Genomic DNA, 14871 nt, shown 5'->3' with positions numbered 1-14871 from the left:
TCATGCGGCTCATAAAGGGAGCGGTCGGACGAGGCCGTCCACATGCGTGCGCTCGCCGCTCCGCAGCTGGAAACGGCCACCTTCCGCCGCGTACTCCACCACTCCCGGCAACAGCACCGGCGCCCTGAACTCGGCCCGCACGTACGCCGATTCGGGTGTCCCATGCGCCGCGAGGCACCGGGCGGCCGTCCACATGCCGTGGGCGATCGCGCGAGGGAAGCCGAAGAGGCGGGCGGTGAGCGGGGAGAGGTGGATGGGGTTGCGGTCGCCGGACGCGGCACCGTAGCGCCGGCCGACGTCCTCGGCGAGGCGCCACGCGGCGACGGTGGGCAACGGCTTCCGGACTTCCCGTACTTCGCCCGCTTCCCGCTCTTCGGGCGCCCGCGCGTCGGTGCGGTGGTGCCGGGCGAGATACGTGCTCCGCGACTCCCAGACGAGCTTGCCCTCGCCCTTGTTGTCACCGCCCGCCCGCATCTCCGTCGTGACCGTCGCCTCCGTGCCACGCCGATGCGGGGCCAACTCCTCGACGTAGACGGTGAGTTCGTGGTCCCCTGTGGCCGGTACCGCCGCATGCCGGGTGATCTCCACCGACGTGTGGACCAGACCGAGGAGGGGGAGCGGGAAGGCCCGGCAGCTCATCAGGCGCATGGCGAGGGGGAAGCCGAGGACGTGGGGATACGTGATCGGGAGGGCGTCGTCGCCGGTGGCGAAGCCGCAGACGCGTTCGTAGGCGGCCAGTTTCGCCAGGTCGACGCGGACGCCGGGCAGGACCAGGCGGGTGCGGGGGAACCGGGCGTCGGGGCGGGGCCGTTTGAAGGGGGAGAGGATGGCGCCGCGGAGGAGGAGCGGGGTGAGTGCGGGGGTGTCGGTGAGAGGCGGATAGGGATTGGCCATGTCCCACTCCCGGGTGGCTTCCTGGGCGGCTCTTTTCGGCTTACTTCGCAGTAAGGTTACCGCAGGTAAGGCCAAGTGGGGCGAGCCGGGCGGTCCACGGCGGGCGCATGGCCGACGCAGAGGTGACGCAGGGCCGACGTATGGCTGACGTACGGCCGACAAAGCCGCGCGAACCCGCCGAGGTTGCACAGGCCCGGCTCCGTACCACCCCCGAACCCGCACGAAGCCCCCACGAGGGCCCCGTACGATCTTCGACCTAACCCGAGGTAACACCCCGGTCGCGGGCCGGGATGAACGCCTCGGTACGCACCATGCGTACCTAATGCAGCAGAGCGGTACAAGCTGCACGCCACAGGAGCTGCCATGTCCCTCGCCTATCCGTCCGGCTACGACTACGACGGCGTGCCCGTGCTCGTCGAGCCCGAGATCCGGCGGCTGGACGGCGTGGTGCGGGAGGTGTCCGTACCGCCGTTGGTGCCGCCGGCGACGCACGGCTCGCTCGCCGACCTGCCGTTCGAGAACGCGGCGGCGGCGCCGGAACACGTGGTCCTCAGCAGGCAGGACGAGGACGGGAATTGGCGTGATGTGACGGCGACGGAGTTCGCCGAGCAGGTGCAGGCCGTCGCCAAGGGGATGATCGCGGAGGGGCTCGCGCCGGGCGACCGGATCGCGGTCATGGCGCGGACGTCGTACGAGTGGACGCTCCTCGACTTCGCCGCGTGGGCGGCCGGTCTGGTGACCGTCCCGGTGTACCCGACGTCCTCGCTCTTCCAGATCCGGTGGATCCTCCAGGACTCGGGTGCGGTGGCGATGGCCGCCGAGACGGTGGCCCAGGCGGCGGCGCTCGGTCCGGAGACGCCGCGGCTGCCCGACCTGCGGCACATGTGGGTCTTCGAGAAGGGCCACCTGGACCGGCTGGCCGAGCTCGGCCGGACCGTCCCGGACCAGGAAGTCTCCGTACGGCGTGGGGTGTTGCTGCCCGACACGCTCGCCACCGTCATCTACACCTCCGGTACTACGGGCCGCCCCAAGGGCTGCGCGATCACCCACGGCAACTTCCTCGCGGAGATCGACAACGCGATCGAACTCCTCTACGGCGTCTTCAAGAACAAGGCGGACGAAGAGCCCTCCACACTCCTCTTCCTCCCGTACTCCCACGTCTTCGGCCGCATGGTCGCGGTCGCCTGCATCCGCGCCCGGGTCCGCCTCGGCCACGCCGCGAGCCTCAAGTCCGAAGACCTGCTTGCCGACCTGGCGAGTTTCCAGCCGACGTTCCTGCTGGCCATCCCGTACATGCTGGAGAAGGTCTTCAACAACGCGCGGGCGAAGGCCGAGAAGGGCGGCCGCGGCAAGGTCTTCGACCGCGCGACGAGCGTCGCCCGCCGCTACGGCGAGGCACTGGAGGCCCGCCAGTCCGGCAAGGGCCCGGGCCCGACCCGCCCGTTGAAGACCGCCCGCGCCTTCTACGACCCGCTGGTCTACCGCAAGATCCGCAACGCCCTTGGCGGCAAGCTCCGTTACGTCATCTGCGGCGGCTCCCCGCTGGGCCGCCGGCTCGCCGCGTTCTACGCCGGCGCGGGCATCGAGATCTTCGAGGGCTACGGCCTGACCGAGACGACGGCGGCGGCCACCTGCACGCCGCCGCTCAAACCCCGGCTGGGGACGGTCGGTTGGCCGATGCCGGGCACGCGCGTGCGCATCGCGTCGGACGGCGAGATCCTGCTCTCCGGCGGTCAGGTCTTCCGGGGTTACTGGGATCCGCACGGCGACGGGGTGATCCCCGCGTCCCAGGACGGCTGGTTCGCGACCGGCGACATCGGCCGCCTCGACGACGAGGGCTACCTCACCATCACCGGCCGCAAGAAGGAGATCCTGATCACCGCGGGCGGCAAGAACGTGGCCCCGGCCCCCCTGGAGAACTGGCTCCGCTCCCACCCGTTGATCGCCCAGTGCATGGTCGTAGGCGACCGCCGCCCCTACGTCGCCGCCCTCATCACCCTCGACCTCGAAGGCATCACCCACTGGCGCCAGATGAACGGCAAGCACCCGGTACCGGCCGAACTCCTGGTCAACGACGAGGAGTTGATCGGTGTCCTGCAGCGCGCCGTCGACGACGCCAACAAGCTGGTCTCCCGCCCCGAGTCCATCCGCCGCTTCAGCATCCTGCCGGTCGACTTCACGGAGGCGGCGGGCCATCTGACGCCGTCGATGAAGCTGCGACGGGAGTTCGTCATGCAGGAGTTCGCGAAGGACATCGAGGGGCTGTACGCCAACTAGGTTCCGGGCGGAGGGGCGTTGGTCCGTTCCGGTGACGTACCCCGTGAACGCATCTGATCAGCGGGCGGCCGGTGATGTCATCTTCGCCATGAAGAGGATCATGACGCTCGCCGCTGCCATGACGTTCGCCGCCTCGCTGCTGTCGGGGACCGCCGGTGCCGCTCCGTTGCCCGGGGAGACACACCCCTGGGACAAGCGGGCCAAGTGCCAGACGGACGACCCGGACAACAGGCACATCGTCGCCCGGTACGGGAACTCGGAGCTGGGCTGGCACCACTTCACCAACCGTCACAACATCAAGAAGTGCTCCACCCTGTACGCGGCCTTGCACGGCGAGGTGGACCGGGACGACCATCATGGCCATCTGGAGTACGACGCCGTCGAGGTCGAGACGGGCGTGTTGAGGCCGCGGCAGGTGAGGATCACCGTCGTGGTGCAGTACACGCGCAAGACCACGGACGGGAAATACGATGCCGGTCGCGGTCAGAAGATCGGCGTCATCACCGCGTACTGCCACAACCAGCAGGGAAACAAGTGTCCGGCATGGGCCAAGCTGTGAACTCTCCCGAACCGGGTGCCGAGCAGGCCGCCACGGGTCGGCTGCTCGATGTCGTCCGCTCTCTCGTCACCACGCACGTGCCGTGGAAGCCGCTGTTCATCGGCGCGGTGATCACAGGCGACGACCGCATGCGCCTCTATTTCCGTTCACCCGAGCGGGACCGCACCTACGGCGTGGACGTGCTGATCAGTCATACGGGCCCGGGCCTGCTCGGCGCGATGGTGTCCCCGGCGTTCCTCGCGAACGAGCAGCTGCACCAGCCGTCCGACGATCCGCACTGCGATGTGATCGTGGATCTCACCGATTACTGACGCTCGCCCGCCTCGTCGGGCCGGAGCGGCCCACTCGGCCGCCGTGCGCCCTGTCAACTCGTCAACTCGTCAACTCGTCAACTCGTCTTGAGCATTCCGCCGTCGATGACGAGGTCGGAGCCGACGATGTTGGAGGCCTTGCCGGAGACGAGGAAGGCCACGAGTGCCGCGACCTCCTCCGGTTCGGTGAGCCGGCGCGAGGCGATTCCGAACCGGTCCGGGAGAGCGGCCGGCAGTTCCTCGTGCGATACGCCCTGCGCGGCCGCGACCCTCGCGCCCACCAGGTCGGCGCCGCGCCAGGTACCGGTACCGACGACACCCGGTGACACCGTGTTGACGCGGACTCCGCGCGGTCCGAATTCCTCGCTGATCCGCTTGCCGAAGGCGGTGAGCGCGGCCTTTGCCTCGCTGTAGGCGATGGGCCCGATCGCCGGGAGACGCGCGTTGATCGAGGAGATGTTCACGATCGCACCGCGCCGGTCGAGGAGGCTCGGCAGTGCGGCGCGGGTCGTCCAGACGGCGCTGAACAGGTTGATGTCGAGGGAGTGACGCCACTGACCGTCGGTGGTGTCGAGGAACCCGCCCAGCGCCAGCCGGTCGATGTCACCGCCGCCGACGTTGTTGACCAGAATGTCGATGCCGCCGAGTTCCTCGAGCGCGGTGTCCACGAGTGCCGTCGCGCCGTCCGGGGAGCTCAGGTCCACGGGGACGGTGGCGACCGCGGCCTTCCTGAGTTCGTCGGTGATCGTACGGGCGGCTCCCACGACCCGTGCGCCCTCGGCGGCCAGAGTCTCCGCGATGGCCAGGCCGATGCCACGGCTCGCCCCCGTGACGACCGCGGTCTTGCCGGCCAGTTCGAGATTCGTCGGTCTCTCCTTTTTGAACGGCAGGTCAAAAATCAAGGCATGCGGAAAGCCGCCGGTGCGGCCGACCGGTCAGAGGGTGGTCAGCGCCACGTCGATGATCCGGTGCAGGGTGCGGACGTCGTTGGTCTTGGTCAGGATGCGCAGGCCGGCGCTGGTGCTGAACAGGAACTCGGCCGTCGCTCGCGCATCGATGCCGGGGCCGACGTCGCCGTCACGGCGACCCTGGTCGATGCGGGCTGCCAGGACGGCGACGATGCTCTCCTCGATGGCGCGCAGTCGGGTCCGGCCCGGCGGGAGATGCTCGGCCTGGACGCGAGTAACGTCGTCGGACTGCTCGTCGGGGACGAGATCCTCCACGCGCTCACCCTCGGGGAGCGCGCAACGCCGCACGGGCTGTTGGTGCGCGCGGTCGGCGCCGATCACCCCGAGTGGGACGCGACCGAGCCGCATCACGAACCGGCCCCTCCCTGCGACTGAAGAGCGCGTGGCGCCGGTGGTTCAGAGGCATGCAGTCAGCTCACGCGGCGGAGGAGAGTCGGCGGGGCGCCGGGCCGCTCCGCGATGCCGTGGATCTCTTCACGGGTCAGGTTCGGAGCCGCACAGATGATGCCGGTCGCGGCCATCACGGGCGACGACCGCATCCGCCTCCACTTCCGTTCACCCGGCTCCTCGCGAACGGGCAACCGCACCAGCCGTCCGACGATCCGCTCCGCGCTGTGACCGTGGACCTCACCGGCTGCTGACGGCCGTGCCGCACCTGTCCCCTGGTTATTGACTTCACAAGACCCCCGCGCGACATTCCCAGCCCATCTCCCCGTCGGGCTGGAGCGGCCATGACCACGAGCGCGGACGGACAGGTACAACTCCCCGGTAGAAGACGTGTGTTGGCCGGTGGTGCGGTTGCGGCGCTCGGTGTCGTCGCCGGGGTGCGGGACTCGGCCCGTGCCGCCGATCTGCCCCTCCTCGGTACCTACGACGTCGTTGTGATCGGCGCGGGGGCGGCCGGGATGACGGCCGCGTTGACCGCCGCGCGGCAGGGGCTGAGCTGTGTGGTGGTGGAGAAGGCGCCGACGTTCGGGGGATCGGCGGCCCGTTCGGGGGCGGGGATCTGGATCCCCAACAACCCGGTGATCCTGGCGGCCGGAGTCCCCGACACCCCCGCCAAAGCAGCCACCTACCTCTCCGCGGTCGTCGGCGCCGACGTCCCCGCCGACCGCCAGCAGTCCTTCCTCGCCCACGGCCCCGCGATGATCTCCTTCGTGATGGCGAACAGCCCGCTGCGCTTCCGCTGGATGGAGGGATACAGCGACTACTACCCGGAGTTGCCGGGAGGTCTCCCCAACGGCCGTTCCATAGAACCCGATCAGCTCGACGGCAACATCCTCGGCACCGAACTCGCCCACCTCAACCCGCCCTACCTGGCGGTCCCTTCGGGCATGGTCGTCTTCAGCGCCGACTACAAGTGGCTCGACCTGGCCGCGGTGAGCGTGAAGGGCGCGGCCGTCGCGACCGAGTGCCTGGCCCGGGGGACGAAGGCGGCGCTGCTCGGCCAGAAGCCGCTCACCATGGGCCAGTCCCTCGCCGCCGGCCTGCGCGCGGGGCTGCAGTCCGCGCAGGTGCCGGTGTGGCTCAACACCCCGCTCACCGACCTGTACTTGGAGGGCGGTGTCGTCACCGGCGCGGTCGTCACGCGCGCCGGAGCCGCCGGGCTGGTGCGTGCCCGGCGCGGGGTGGTGGTCGGCTCCGGGGGCTTCGAGCACAACGCGGCGATGCGTGCCCAGTACCAGCGCCGGCCCATCGGCACGGACTGGACGGTGGGCGCGAAGGAGAACACCGGCGACGGCATTCAGGCGGGCCAACGCGCGGGCGCGGCACTGGCGTTGATGGACGACGCCTGGTGGGGCCCGGCCATCCCGCTCCCCGGCGACCCGTACTTCTGCCTCGCCGAACGCACCCTCCCCGGCGGCCTGTTGGTCAACCAGGCCGGTTCCCGCTTCGTCAACGAGGCCGCGCCGTACAGCGATGTCGTACACACGATGTACGACCGCAATCCCGCCGCCCCCGACATTCCGGCCTGGCTGATCGTCGACCAGAACTACCGCAACCGGTACCTGTTCCGGGACGTGTTGCCGACGTTCACGTTCCCCGACGACTGGTACAGCTCGGGCGCGGCGTACAAGGCGTGGACGCTGGACGCGCTCGCCACGTCGATCGGGGTCCCGGCGGCGGCCCTGCGCTCCACGGTGAGCCGCTTCAACTCCCTTGCGGCGAACGGCAAGGACACGGACTTCGGGCGCGGCGACAGCACGTACGACCACTACTACACGGACCCGGCCGTCCTCCCCAACTCCTGCCTGGCTCCCCTGTGGTTGGCCCCGTACTACGCCTTCCGCATCGTCCCCGGCGACCTCGGCACGAAGGGCGGCATGCGCACGGACGCACGGGCTCGGGTGTTGCGGGCGGACGGTTCGGTGATCCCCGGTCTGTACGCGGCCGGGAACGCGAGCGCGGCGGTGATGGGCCACAGCTACGCGGGCGCGGGCTCGACGATCGGTCCGGCGATGACGTTCGGGTATGTGGCGGCGATGGATCTGGCGGGGGCGTTGTAGTCGGCGGGCCGCAGCGGTCGTAGGGCTGCGGGTTCGGCCTGGTCATCACCCGGTCAAGGGATGGCCAGGCCGGGATCAAGCGGCCGTATGCATTGCGCATGCAACGGGTCGGTAGGGCTGACATAGCCGGATTTGGGCCCTCGGTCGGTGGCTACTGTGTTGGCGCGAACACGTCCACAGCGACCACGACGACTTACGGGGAAGAGGAGACGGCGGTGGGGGAGCCGAACCGTTCACGCCTTCTTGACTACACGCAGGGGCCCGCGGCGGCGGGGGTGCCCGAGGCGCGTCGGTCGAGTCTGCTCGACTATGCGGAGGCGGGGCCGCGGGTTCACGCGGCGCCGGACGGGCGGCCGGGGCCCAAGCCTGGTGTTCCGCCGTACGAGACGGCCGTATTCGTGCCCGCGCATCCCCGGTACGTCGACACGACGTACGACGACGGCCGTCCGGTCCGCGTGCCGTTCATCGCGTATGAACTCTTCGCGCACCCCACCGACGTGACCGGGACCGTGGCCTTCGCCTTCACGACCCTGGAGAAGCTGGTCACCGCGCTCGGTGACGCCCAGCCGTGGGTCGCCACCTCCCTCGGGCCGCTGGCCGAAGGCGTGGGCGAGCAGGGAGTCACCGTGCTGCTCGACCCGCGGGTGGCTCCCGGACGGCCCAACTGGCAGTTGGCCGATCTGGCCGCCTACGCGCGGGAGGTGCGCTGATGTCGGCCGACTTCAAAGCGGTCATGAGCGACCTGACCTCGATGGCCACCACGTTCCACGACCAGGCCACGGACTATCGGAAGCTGCACGACCAGGTGGCCCCGCCCGTGGTGAGTGGTGGGGACTCCGCCCTCGACCACGCCATCAAGGAGGTCGCCGATCTCATCGTCGCCCTCCACATCGGCTTCGCCGACCGACTGGACGACCGGGGCGACAAGGTCGCGTACGCCCGCGACTCCTTCCACCGGCACGACATCGACGTCCACGGCGTGTTCGACGACCTGATGGTGGGAGAGGGCTGATGGGCGACAGCTGGGTCGGCGGCGACATCGGCGGACTCCGCACGATGGCCACGACGTACAAGAACGCCAAGGACAAGCTCGACGACGTCATCAGTCCCCTGACCCGCGCTGTGGACGCCCTGGTCGACGACGCGGGCTGGAAGGGCGAGTCGGCGGAGTCCTTCCGTGCCACGTACACCGAGGACGCCGTGACCGCCGGTGCCTTCGCAGCCCTCGTCCACGAGGCGGGCGACATTCTGGACACCCTCGCCGACGCGCTCTCCACCTGCGAGACGGCCCTGCAGAACGCCGAGCACGTGGCGACGAAGAAGGGCGTGTCGACGGGGGACAGGGGTGTCCCGCTGCCGACGGTCACCTCGAATCCGCCCGGCGCGGACGAGCAGAAGACGCTCTCCGCGATGAGCGAGTACGACACCGTGCGCAAGGAAGTCCTTCACACGGCGCAGAAGGCACGGCTGGTGGCGGCGGACCAGTTGCAGGCGCTGTACGCGGAGGTGACCGGCAAGGCGGAGGTCGCCGCCGGCGACAAGATCACCGTCGTCGACTATCTGCGCGGTCTGTACGCCTTCGACGCCGAGGACGCGCGGGTCGACGGCGCCAAGGCCCGCACGAAGATCGACGACGCCAAGGCCGAGGAGCGGGCGGCCAAGAAGGAACTGCGCTCCGAACGCAAGGCGTTCCAGAAGGCCGGCCGCTCGCTCCCCAAGGACTTTCCCGCCAAGGGCACCTACGCCGACGCCGTCGCCAGGGTCCAGTCCCTGGAGGAGGACATGGCCCGCGCCGACTACGGCAGTACCAAGCTGCCCTACGACCGTGCCCTGAACGTCAAGCTGGCCGATGCGGCAGACGCGCTGCGCGCGGGCGAGAGCCTCGACAAGCTGCCGGACTTCCTCAAGGAGGTCCCAGTACTGGATGTCGCCGCGGCCGGTGCCTGCGGGTTGCTGGAGGCTTCCGAAGACCATGACAAGGGCTGGTCCTGGCAGCATTCCGTGGCGGTGGACGGGGGTGCCAACGTCGGTGGCCTGGTGGTCGGTGCGGCGGCCACCGCAGCCGTGGTGGCCGCCCTGCCCGTCGAGCTCCCCACGCTCGCGGTCGCCGCAGGCGGTGGCCTTGTGGTGATCGGAGCGACCGGCCTCATCGACCACTCCCTGCACGAGCACTGGAGTGAGGACATCCACGACCACGGTGTGGTCGGCGGAGTGCTGCACGGCACCGGAAACGTCCTGTCCAAGACGGGGCAGGACTTCGAACGACTGGGAAAGGACGTGTGGCATGGGGTCACAAGCCTCTTCTGACGTCCCCGCTTCCCGGACACCCGCCAAGATCCCGGCCCTGCCGGGGCTCGGCACCACCTGGTACGAGCGTGGGGCGCGCTACTGGCTGCGGCGGGTGCGCACAGCCGTACTCCTGCTGATCGTCATGGCCTTCCTGTGCTTTGCCGCGATCAGTCTCTATCGGGGCTTCCGGACGGTGCTGCCACCGAGCGCGCGCACGGTGTGGGACTGGGCACAGGTGATCGCTTCGTGCGGGGCCCCGATCTGGGGTTGGGTGGTGCAGCGTCGGAGTCATCACAGGGACCTCCAGGACCCGCCCGCCCCGGACGAGTTCCGCAGCCGTAAGCGCGACGAGACCCGCCGTTCCACGGGCCTGGCCCTCGCAGGCCGCGTAGGAGTACTCATCGCGGCACCCGTCATGCCGGCGCTCGCCGCGTGGGGCGTCGGCTGGTGCGCCGCCATGCTCACCGTCCGCGAATACCCCAGCGAGGTCGGCGCCCGCCGCTGGCTGCGGGAGCACCCGTCGGGAACATGATCCCCTCCGACATCCCGAAGCTGCCCGGGCTCGGTACCACCTGGTACGAGCGCGGCACGGGCTACTGGCTGCGCCGGGCTTCCGGAGCCCTCCTCTGGTTCGTCGTGCCGGCCTTCTTCTGCTACATCGCGCTCGTCCTCCACGGCAGCTTCCGCACCGGCCTGCCGGCGACCGTGCGCACGGTGTGGGACTGGGCGCAGGTGGTCCTGTCCTTCGTCGCCCTGGTGTGGGGATGGCGGATGCAGCGCCGGGACCACCACAGGAAACTGCTCGACCCGCCCTCACCGGACCAGGCCCGGCAGGCCAAACGGGACGAGACCCGCCGCTCCACCGGGCTGGCCGTCGCGGGCCGCGCCCTCTGGCTGGTCGCGGCACCGGTCGCCCCGGCGCTCGCGGCGGGCTGCGTCGGCTGGGTTGCCGCCGCGTTCGCGGTCCGCGAGTACCCGAGCGAGGTCGGCGCCCGCCGAGCCCTAGAGAGTGCCCACCAGCTTTCGGGCGGTCAGAAACGCCTGCGCTGACGACTCCCCGAGCTCCTCTTCCGCCTCCCGCACGGTCCGTGACCGCAGCCTGAACCCCGCCGCCTCCAGCAACTCGGCCATCGCCTCCGGTCGCCGGCGTTCGAAGTCGAGGGTCACCGGGTGACCGAAGGGCCGGTCGAGGGTGAGGGGCTGGTCACCGGACTGGAACGCGAGCAGCAGATACCCGCCCGGTGCGAGGATCCGGTGGAACTCGGCGAAGAGGTACGGGAGTTGGTCCACAGGCGTGTGGATGGACGAGTACCAGGAAACGGCCCCCGCCAGCGTCCCGTCGGGGATGTCCAGCTCCAGCATCGACCCCTGCCGGAAGCGAAGCCCCGGGTTCTCGCGACGCGCGATCGCGAGCATCGACTCGGACAGGTCGAGGCCGAAGACGTCCAGCCCCTGCGCGGCGAAGAACGCCGTGGACCGCCCGGGCCCGCAACCGAGGTCGGCCACCTGCCCACCCTCGCCCTGACTGGTCCCGCCCCGGCTCACCAAGTCGGCGAAGCCCGCCATCACCGTCCAGTCCCGCGGCTTGGCGCTGCGTTCCCCGGCGAAATGGTCGGCGTAGTCCTCGGCGATGGCGTCGTAGAAGATCCGGGTACTGCTCACGAAGTCGGCTTCGGCGGATGTGGAGGACGTCGATGTCATGACCGGGCACCTTATCGACCCCCGCTGACACCCGCGCCCCGTCTTTTGCTTCTGGGGGCGCGGGGAACTGCGCGACCAGCCCCCACCGGACCCGCACCCGAAGACCACTCACACACCCCACCCCCCACCCCGCCCAACCGCCGGAGGCAAAGGCAGGAGCCCCGTCGCCTTGCGGCGCGGGGCTCCTTGGGTCTTGCTTATCTGTTCCGGATCAAAGCACCAGGCTCCGAGACCGAAGGACTGCGATCAGGTGACTCAGACGGGGGTGACGTTCTCCGCCTGCGGGCCCTTCGGGCCCTGGGTCACGTCGAAGGAGACCTGCTGGTTCTCCTCCAGCGAGCGGAAGCCGCTCGCGTTGATCGCGGAGTAGTGAACGAAGACGTCGGGGCCTCCGCCTTCTTGGGCGATGAAGCCAAAGCCCTTTTCGGCGTTGAACCACTTCACGGTTCCGGTAGCCATAAGCCCTCCTTGGGCCCAAAGGGTTGCCCTGCTCCAGAACCCTGCTAAGTGTGAAAACAAAGTCCCGCACTACTGCATACGTCTGAAAACGACTAGAGCCCGCGGTTACATGCTCCGCAGGCTCTGTACTGCAAGGGAAACCAAACTGCAACTTGCGGCGAGCCTAGCACGCGGGCAGCCGAAAGCAATAGAGGCCAAGATCACATCACCCGGACGTTTGAAGATCGCCAAAGGCTTGACTGTGGGGCCGAAGTATGGAGCGTACCGCATGAGGTCTAGCCTCACGTTGTGGACAATTCTCGCACCCGGCCGCGCGTCGGCCACATCCAGTTCCTGAACTGCCTGCCCCTGTACTGGGGGCTCGCGAGAACAGGCACGCTTCTCGACTTCGAGCTCACCAAGGACACCCCGGAGAAGCTCAGCGAGCAGCTGGTGCAGGGCGATCTCGACATCGGGCCCATCACGCTCGTCGAGTTCCTCCGCAACGCGGACGACCTGGTCGCCTTCCCCGACATCGCCGTCGGCTGCGACGGCCCGGTGATGTCCTGCGTGATCGTCTCGCAGGTCCCGCTGGACCAGCTGGACGGCCGCCGGGTCGCCCTCGGCTCGACCTCGCGGACCTCCGTACGCCTCGCGCAGCTCCTCCTCGCCGAGCGCTACGGCGTCCAGCCCGACTACTACACCTGCCCGCCCGACCTCAGCCTGATGATGCAGGAGGCCGACGCCGCCGTCCTCATCGGTGACGCCGCCCTGCGCGCCAACCTGCTCGACGGGCCCCGCTTCGGCCTGGAGGTGCACGACCTCGGCACGCTCTGGAAGGAGTGGACCGGGCTGCCGTTCGTCTTCGCCGTGTGGGCCGCCCGCCGCGACTACCTGGAGCGCGAACCGGTCATCACCCGCAAGGTCCACGAGGCCTTCCTCGCCTCCCGCAACCTCTCCCTCGAAGAGGTCGGCAAGGTCGCCGAACAGGCCGCCCGCTGGGAGGAGTTCGACGAGGAGGTGCTGGAGCGGTACTTCACCACCCTCGACTTCCGCTTCGGCGCCCACCAGTTGGCCGCGGTCGCCGAGTTCGCCCGCCGAGTCGGTCCCACGACGGGTTTCCCGGCGGACGTGAACGTGGATCTGCTCCAGCCGTAATCACCGGCGGGGTGTGCGCACTACCCTGCTGGAAGTCGTACGGGGGAGGGGTGGACGGCATGCAGCCGCTCGGAGACGACGAACCCACGGTCGTGGGGCCCTACCGGCTGCTCGGCCGGCTCGGCTCCGGCGGGATGGGCCGGGTCTATCTCGGACGCAGCGCGGGCGGCCGTACGGTCGCGGTCAAGATCGTGCATCCGCACTTCGCGCTCGACGAGGAGTTCCGCGCCCGTTTCCGCCGCGAGGTCGACGCCGCGCGCCGGGTGGGCGGTGCGTGGACAGCCCCTGTGCTGGACGCCGACCCGGAGGCCGCAGTGCCGTGGGTCGCCACGGCCTACGCCGCCGGGCCCTCCCTCTCCGCCGCCGTCGCGGACGGCGGGCCGCTGCCCACGGCCACCGTACGGGCGCTGGGTGCGGGGCTGGCCGAAGCACTCACGGCGGTCCATGAGTTGGGGCTCGTGCACCGGGACGTGAAGCCGTCCAACGTGCTTCTCACCCTCGACGGGCCGTTGTTGATCGACTTCGGGATCGCCCGCGCGACGGACGGTACCGCCTCCCTCACCTCCACCGGCGTCTCCGTCGGGTCGCCGGGCTACATGGCCCCCGAGCAGATCCTCGGCAAGGGCGCGACGGGCGCGTCGGATGTCTTCTCGCTGGGTGCGGTGCTCGTGTACGCGGCCACGGGCACATCCCCCTTCCCCGGTGACTCCTCCGCCGCGCTCCTCTACAAGGTCGTCCACGAGGAGCCCCAACTCGGCGAGATGGACGGGGACTTGCGGGAGCTGGCGAGTGCCTGTCTGGCCAAGGACCCCGCCGCGCGGCCGACTCCGGGCGAGGTGGCGCGGTGGCTCGCTCCGGACGGGGCCGCTCGGCTGGTGGCCGGGGGGTGGCTGCCGGGGGCATTGGTCGAGCAGGTCAGCCGAAGTGCCGTACAGCTGTTGAATCTTGAGGTGGCGGGGGTTGCCGAAGGGGTGCCCTCGGGGCCGGTCGGGTTCAGCAGCCCCTCTGTGGGAGCAGGGGGCGGGGCCTTCGGGCCGGCGCCGGTGATGCCCAAGTCACCTGCGGGGCCAACCGGGTTCGTACCCGAACCGCGTGACGCGCTCCCGTACGACACCGTCCCGCCGGCCTCCGGTCATCGCCCCGGGAAGGTCTCCGTCTCCGTCGCGGCCACGGCGGCCCCGGGTCCCAACGGGCGTGGGCGCAGGGTCGGTTGCGCGGTGGTGCTCTCCGTCGCCGCGGCGCTGGCGCTGGTGACGCTCGTGCCGGTGTGGCTGTACTGGCTCCAGCCGGACGACAAGGGCAACGACTCGTCGGCGGGCGCGATCCCGACCTCCTCCTCCACTTCCTCTGCTTCCGCTACGGCGACCAGCGCGCCGAGTGCGGGCGCGAGCGGGCCGCTCCAGTCCGTCCCCGACTCCTACCTCGGCACCTGGCAGGGCGAGGGCACCGCGCTCGGCGGCACGCTCGCCGACGGGACCTTCCGGATCACGATCGCCAAGGTGGGCGTGGGACAGCGCTTGGGCATCCTGCGCCAGACCGATCAACTCGGCGGAGTCTGCGACGACGTACTCACCCTGAAGCAGGTGACGAAGACCCAGCTCGTCGCCTCGGCCGCCGGCGCGCAGTCGAACCGTGACGTCTGCAACCAGGACGCCCACACCGTCACCCTCACCCCCACCGGCGACGACCTCAAGTACGCCTCGGACAGTTCCGCAGAGGGCTCCCCGACCGCGCGGCTGTCCAAGGTCAAGTAGGCGTCGGGGCCGTCG

General features: G+C 70.0%; 17 protein-coding genes. 11 read left to right on the top strand and 6 right to left on the bottom strand.

The features are described from left to right. Positions 1–9: 9 nt before the first annotated feature. Positions 10–894, bottom strand: coding sequence for a MaoC family dehydratase (locus tag OG504_RS23540; RefSeq protein WP_405991589.1), 885 nt, complete (start codon positions 892–894; stop codon positions 10–12). Positions 895–1257: 363 nt separating this feature from the next. Between OG504_RS23540 and OG504_RS23535 the strand changes: the two genes are divergently transcribed. Genes OG504_RS23535 through OG504_RS23525 form a run of 3 tightly spaced genes read left to right on the top strand, consistent with a single transcriptional unit; the run spans position 1258 to position 4041 of the window. Next, the gene (locus OG504_RS23535) at positions 1258–3171 is read left to right on the top strand and encodes an AMP-dependent synthetase/ligase (protein ID WP_405991588.1); all 1914 of its coding nucleotides are present in this window, start codon (positions 1258–1260) and stop codon (positions 3169–3171) included. Positions 3172–3214: 43 nt separating this feature from the next. After that, entirely contained in the window at positions 3215–3730 is a 516-nt protein-coding gene (locus OG504_RS23530) for a hypothetical protein (protein WP_405991587.1), read from the top strand. Further along, a complete protein-coding gene (locus tag OG504_RS23525; RefSeq protein ID WP_405991586.1) occupies positions 3727–4041 on the top strand; it encodes a hypothetical protein in 315 nt (104 codons plus the stop codon). Before OG504_RS23530 ends, OG504_RS23525 begins: the two co-directional genes overlap by 4 nt. A gap of 77 nt (positions 4042–4118) precedes the next feature. On the opposite strand, the gene OG504_RS23520 is transcribed toward OG504_RS23525, so the two are convergent. The 3 genes from OG504_RS23520 to OG504_RS23510 are packed head-to-tail and all read right to left on the bottom strand — an operon-like array spanning position 4119 to position 5548. Next, complete coding sequence (locus OG504_RS23520; RefSeq protein WP_405991585.1) at positions 4119–4943, bottom strand: oxidoreductase; 825 nt, start codon at positions 4941–4943, stop codon at positions 4119–4121. Between the two features lie 33 nt (positions 4944–4976). Next, entirely contained in the window at positions 4977–5360 is a 384-nt protein-coding gene (locus OG504_RS23515) for a hypothetical protein (protein ID WP_405991584.1), read from the bottom strand. Positions 5361–5419: 59 nt separating this feature from the next. Continuing rightward, positions 5420–5548 (bottom strand): hypothetical protein, encoded by a 129-nt coding sequence (locus tag OG504_RS23510; protein WP_405991583.1) that lies wholly within the window; start codon positions 5546–5548, stop codon positions 5420–5422. 192 nt (positions 5549–5740) lie between these two features. Here OG504_RS23510 and kstD point away from each other — a divergent pair, with 192 nt between their 5' ends. The 6 genes from kstD (at position 5741) to OG504_RS23480 (ending at position 10855) form a co-directional block, all read left to right on the top strand. Continuing rightward, on the top strand, positions 5741–7516 hold the full coding sequence (kstD, locus tag OG504_RS23505; protein WP_405991582.1) for a 3-oxosteroid 1-dehydrogenase: 1776 nt from the start codon (positions 5741–5743) through the stop codon (positions 7514–7516). Between the two features lie 215 nt (positions 7517–7731). Beyond that, positions 7732–8226, top strand: a complete 495-nt coding sequence (locus tag OG504_RS23500; protein WP_405991581.1) for an SAV_915 family protein — start codon at positions 7732–7734, stop codon at positions 8224–8226. Beyond that, the gene (locus tag OG504_RS23495) at positions 8226–8528 is read left to right on the top strand and encodes a DUF6317 family protein (protein ID WP_405991580.1); all 303 of its coding nucleotides are present in this window, start codon (positions 8226–8228) and stop codon (positions 8526–8528) included. Before OG504_RS23500 ends, OG504_RS23495 begins: the two co-directional genes overlap by 1 nt. Next, positions 8528–9823 carry a WXG100 family type VII secretion target gene (locus OG504_RS23490; protein WP_405991579.1) on the top strand — a complete coding sequence of 432 codons (1296 nt, stop codon included), beginning with the start codon at positions 8528–8530 and terminating at the stop codon, positions 9821–9823. Before OG504_RS23495 ends, OG504_RS23490 begins: the two co-directional genes overlap by 1 nt. Continuing rightward, the gene (locus OG504_RS23485; protein ID WP_405991578.1) at positions 9801–10337 is read left to right on the top strand and encodes a hypothetical protein; all 537 of its coding nucleotides are present in this window, start codon (positions 9801–9803) and stop codon (positions 10335–10337) included. Before OG504_RS23490 ends, OG504_RS23485 begins: the two co-directional genes overlap by 23 nt. Then, positions 10334–10855, top strand: coding sequence for a hypothetical protein (locus OG504_RS23480; protein WP_405991577.1), 522 nt, complete (start codon positions 10334–10336; stop codon positions 10853–10855). Before OG504_RS23485 ends, OG504_RS23480 begins: the two co-directional genes overlap by 4 nt. Here OG504_RS23480 and OG504_RS23475 read toward each other — a convergent pair. Together OG504_RS23475 and OG504_RS23470 are read right to left on the bottom strand one after the other, a co-directional pair. Then, positions 10808–11506, bottom strand: coding sequence for a methyltransferase domain-containing protein (locus tag OG504_RS23475; RefSeq protein WP_405991576.1), 699 nt, complete (start codon positions 11504–11506; stop codon positions 10808–10810). The genes OG504_RS23480 and OG504_RS23475 overlap by 48 nt on opposite strands. A 255-nt stretch (positions 11507–11761) precedes the next feature. Then, positions 11762–11965, bottom strand: coding sequence for a cold-shock protein (locus OG504_RS23470; RefSeq protein ID WP_003992177.1), 204 nt, complete (start codon positions 11963–11965; stop codon positions 11762–11764). 288 nt (positions 11966–12253) lie between these two features. On the opposite strand from OG504_RS23470, the gene OG504_RS23465 reads away from it, so the two are divergent. After that, the gene (locus OG504_RS23465; protein WP_405991575.1) at positions 12254–13102 is read left to right on the top strand and encodes a menaquinone biosynthetic enzyme MqnA/MqnD family protein; all 849 of its coding nucleotides are present in this window, start codon (positions 12254–12256) and stop codon (positions 13100–13102) included. A 59-nt stretch (positions 13103–13161) separates the two neighbouring features. Continuing rightward, positions 13162–14856 carry a serine/threonine-protein kinase gene (locus OG504_RS23460; protein WP_405991574.1) on the top strand — a complete coding sequence of 565 codons (1695 nt, stop codon included), beginning with the start codon at positions 13162–13164 and terminating at the stop codon, positions 14854–14856. The last annotated feature ends 15 nt before the right edge of the window (positions 14857–14871 follow it).

This window comes from Streptomyces sp. NBC_00986, assembly GCF_045162565.1.
Lineage (GTDB): Bacteria > Actinomycetota > Actinomycetes > Streptomycetales > Streptomycetaceae > Streptomyces.
Note: the sequence above shows the minus strand (reverse complement) of the source record. Positions and strands in the feature narration are given on the sequence as shown.

What these genes read in the sequence shown, in the direction of transcription:
- OG504_RS23485 (WP_405991578.1), top strand. Translation starts at nt 9,801, where the DNA reads ATGGGGTCACAAGCCTCTTCTGACGTCCCCGCTTCCCGGACACCCGCC.
- OG504_RS23470 (WP_003992177.1), bottom strand. Translation starts at nt 11,965, where the DNA reads ATGGCTACCGGAACCGTGAAGTGGTTCAACGCCGAAAAGGGCTTTGGC.
- OG504_RS23495 (WP_405991580.1), top strand. Translation starts at nt 8,226, where the DNA reads ATGTCGGCCGACTTCAAAGCGGTCATGAGCGACCTGACCTCGATGGCC.
- OG504_RS23475 (WP_405991576.1), bottom strand. Translation starts at nt 11,506, where the DNA reads ATGACATCGACGTCCTCCACATCCGCCGAAGCCGACTTCGTGAGCAGT.
- OG504_RS23535 (WP_405991588.1), top strand. Translation starts at nt 1,258, where the DNA reads ATGTCCCTCGCCTATCCGTCCGGCTACGACTACGACGGCGTGCCCGTG.
- OG504_RS23490 (WP_405991579.1), top strand. Translation starts at nt 8,528, where the DNA reads ATGGGCGACAGCTGGGTCGGCGGCGACATCGGCGGACTCCGCACGATG.
- OG504_RS23510 (WP_405991583.1), bottom strand. Translation starts at nt 5,548, where the DNA reads ATGCGGTCGTCGCCCGTGATGGCCGCGACCGGCATCATCTGTGCGGCT.
- OG504_RS23460 (WP_405991574.1), top strand. Translation starts at nt 13,162, where the DNA reads ATGCAGCCGCTCGGAGACGACGAACCCACGGTCGTGGGGCCCTACCGG.
- kstD (WP_405991582.1), top strand. Translation starts at nt 5,741, where the DNA reads ATGACCACGAGCGCGGACGGACAGGTACAACTCCCCGGTAGAAGACGT.
- OG504_RS23480 (WP_405991577.1), top strand. Translation starts at nt 10,334, where the DNA reads ATGATCCCCTCCGACATCCCGAAGCTGCCCGGGCTCGGTACCACCTGG.
- OG504_RS23540 (WP_405991589.1), bottom strand. Translation starts at nt 894, where the DNA reads ATGGCCAATCCCTATCCGCCTCTCACCGACACCCCCGCACTCACCCCG.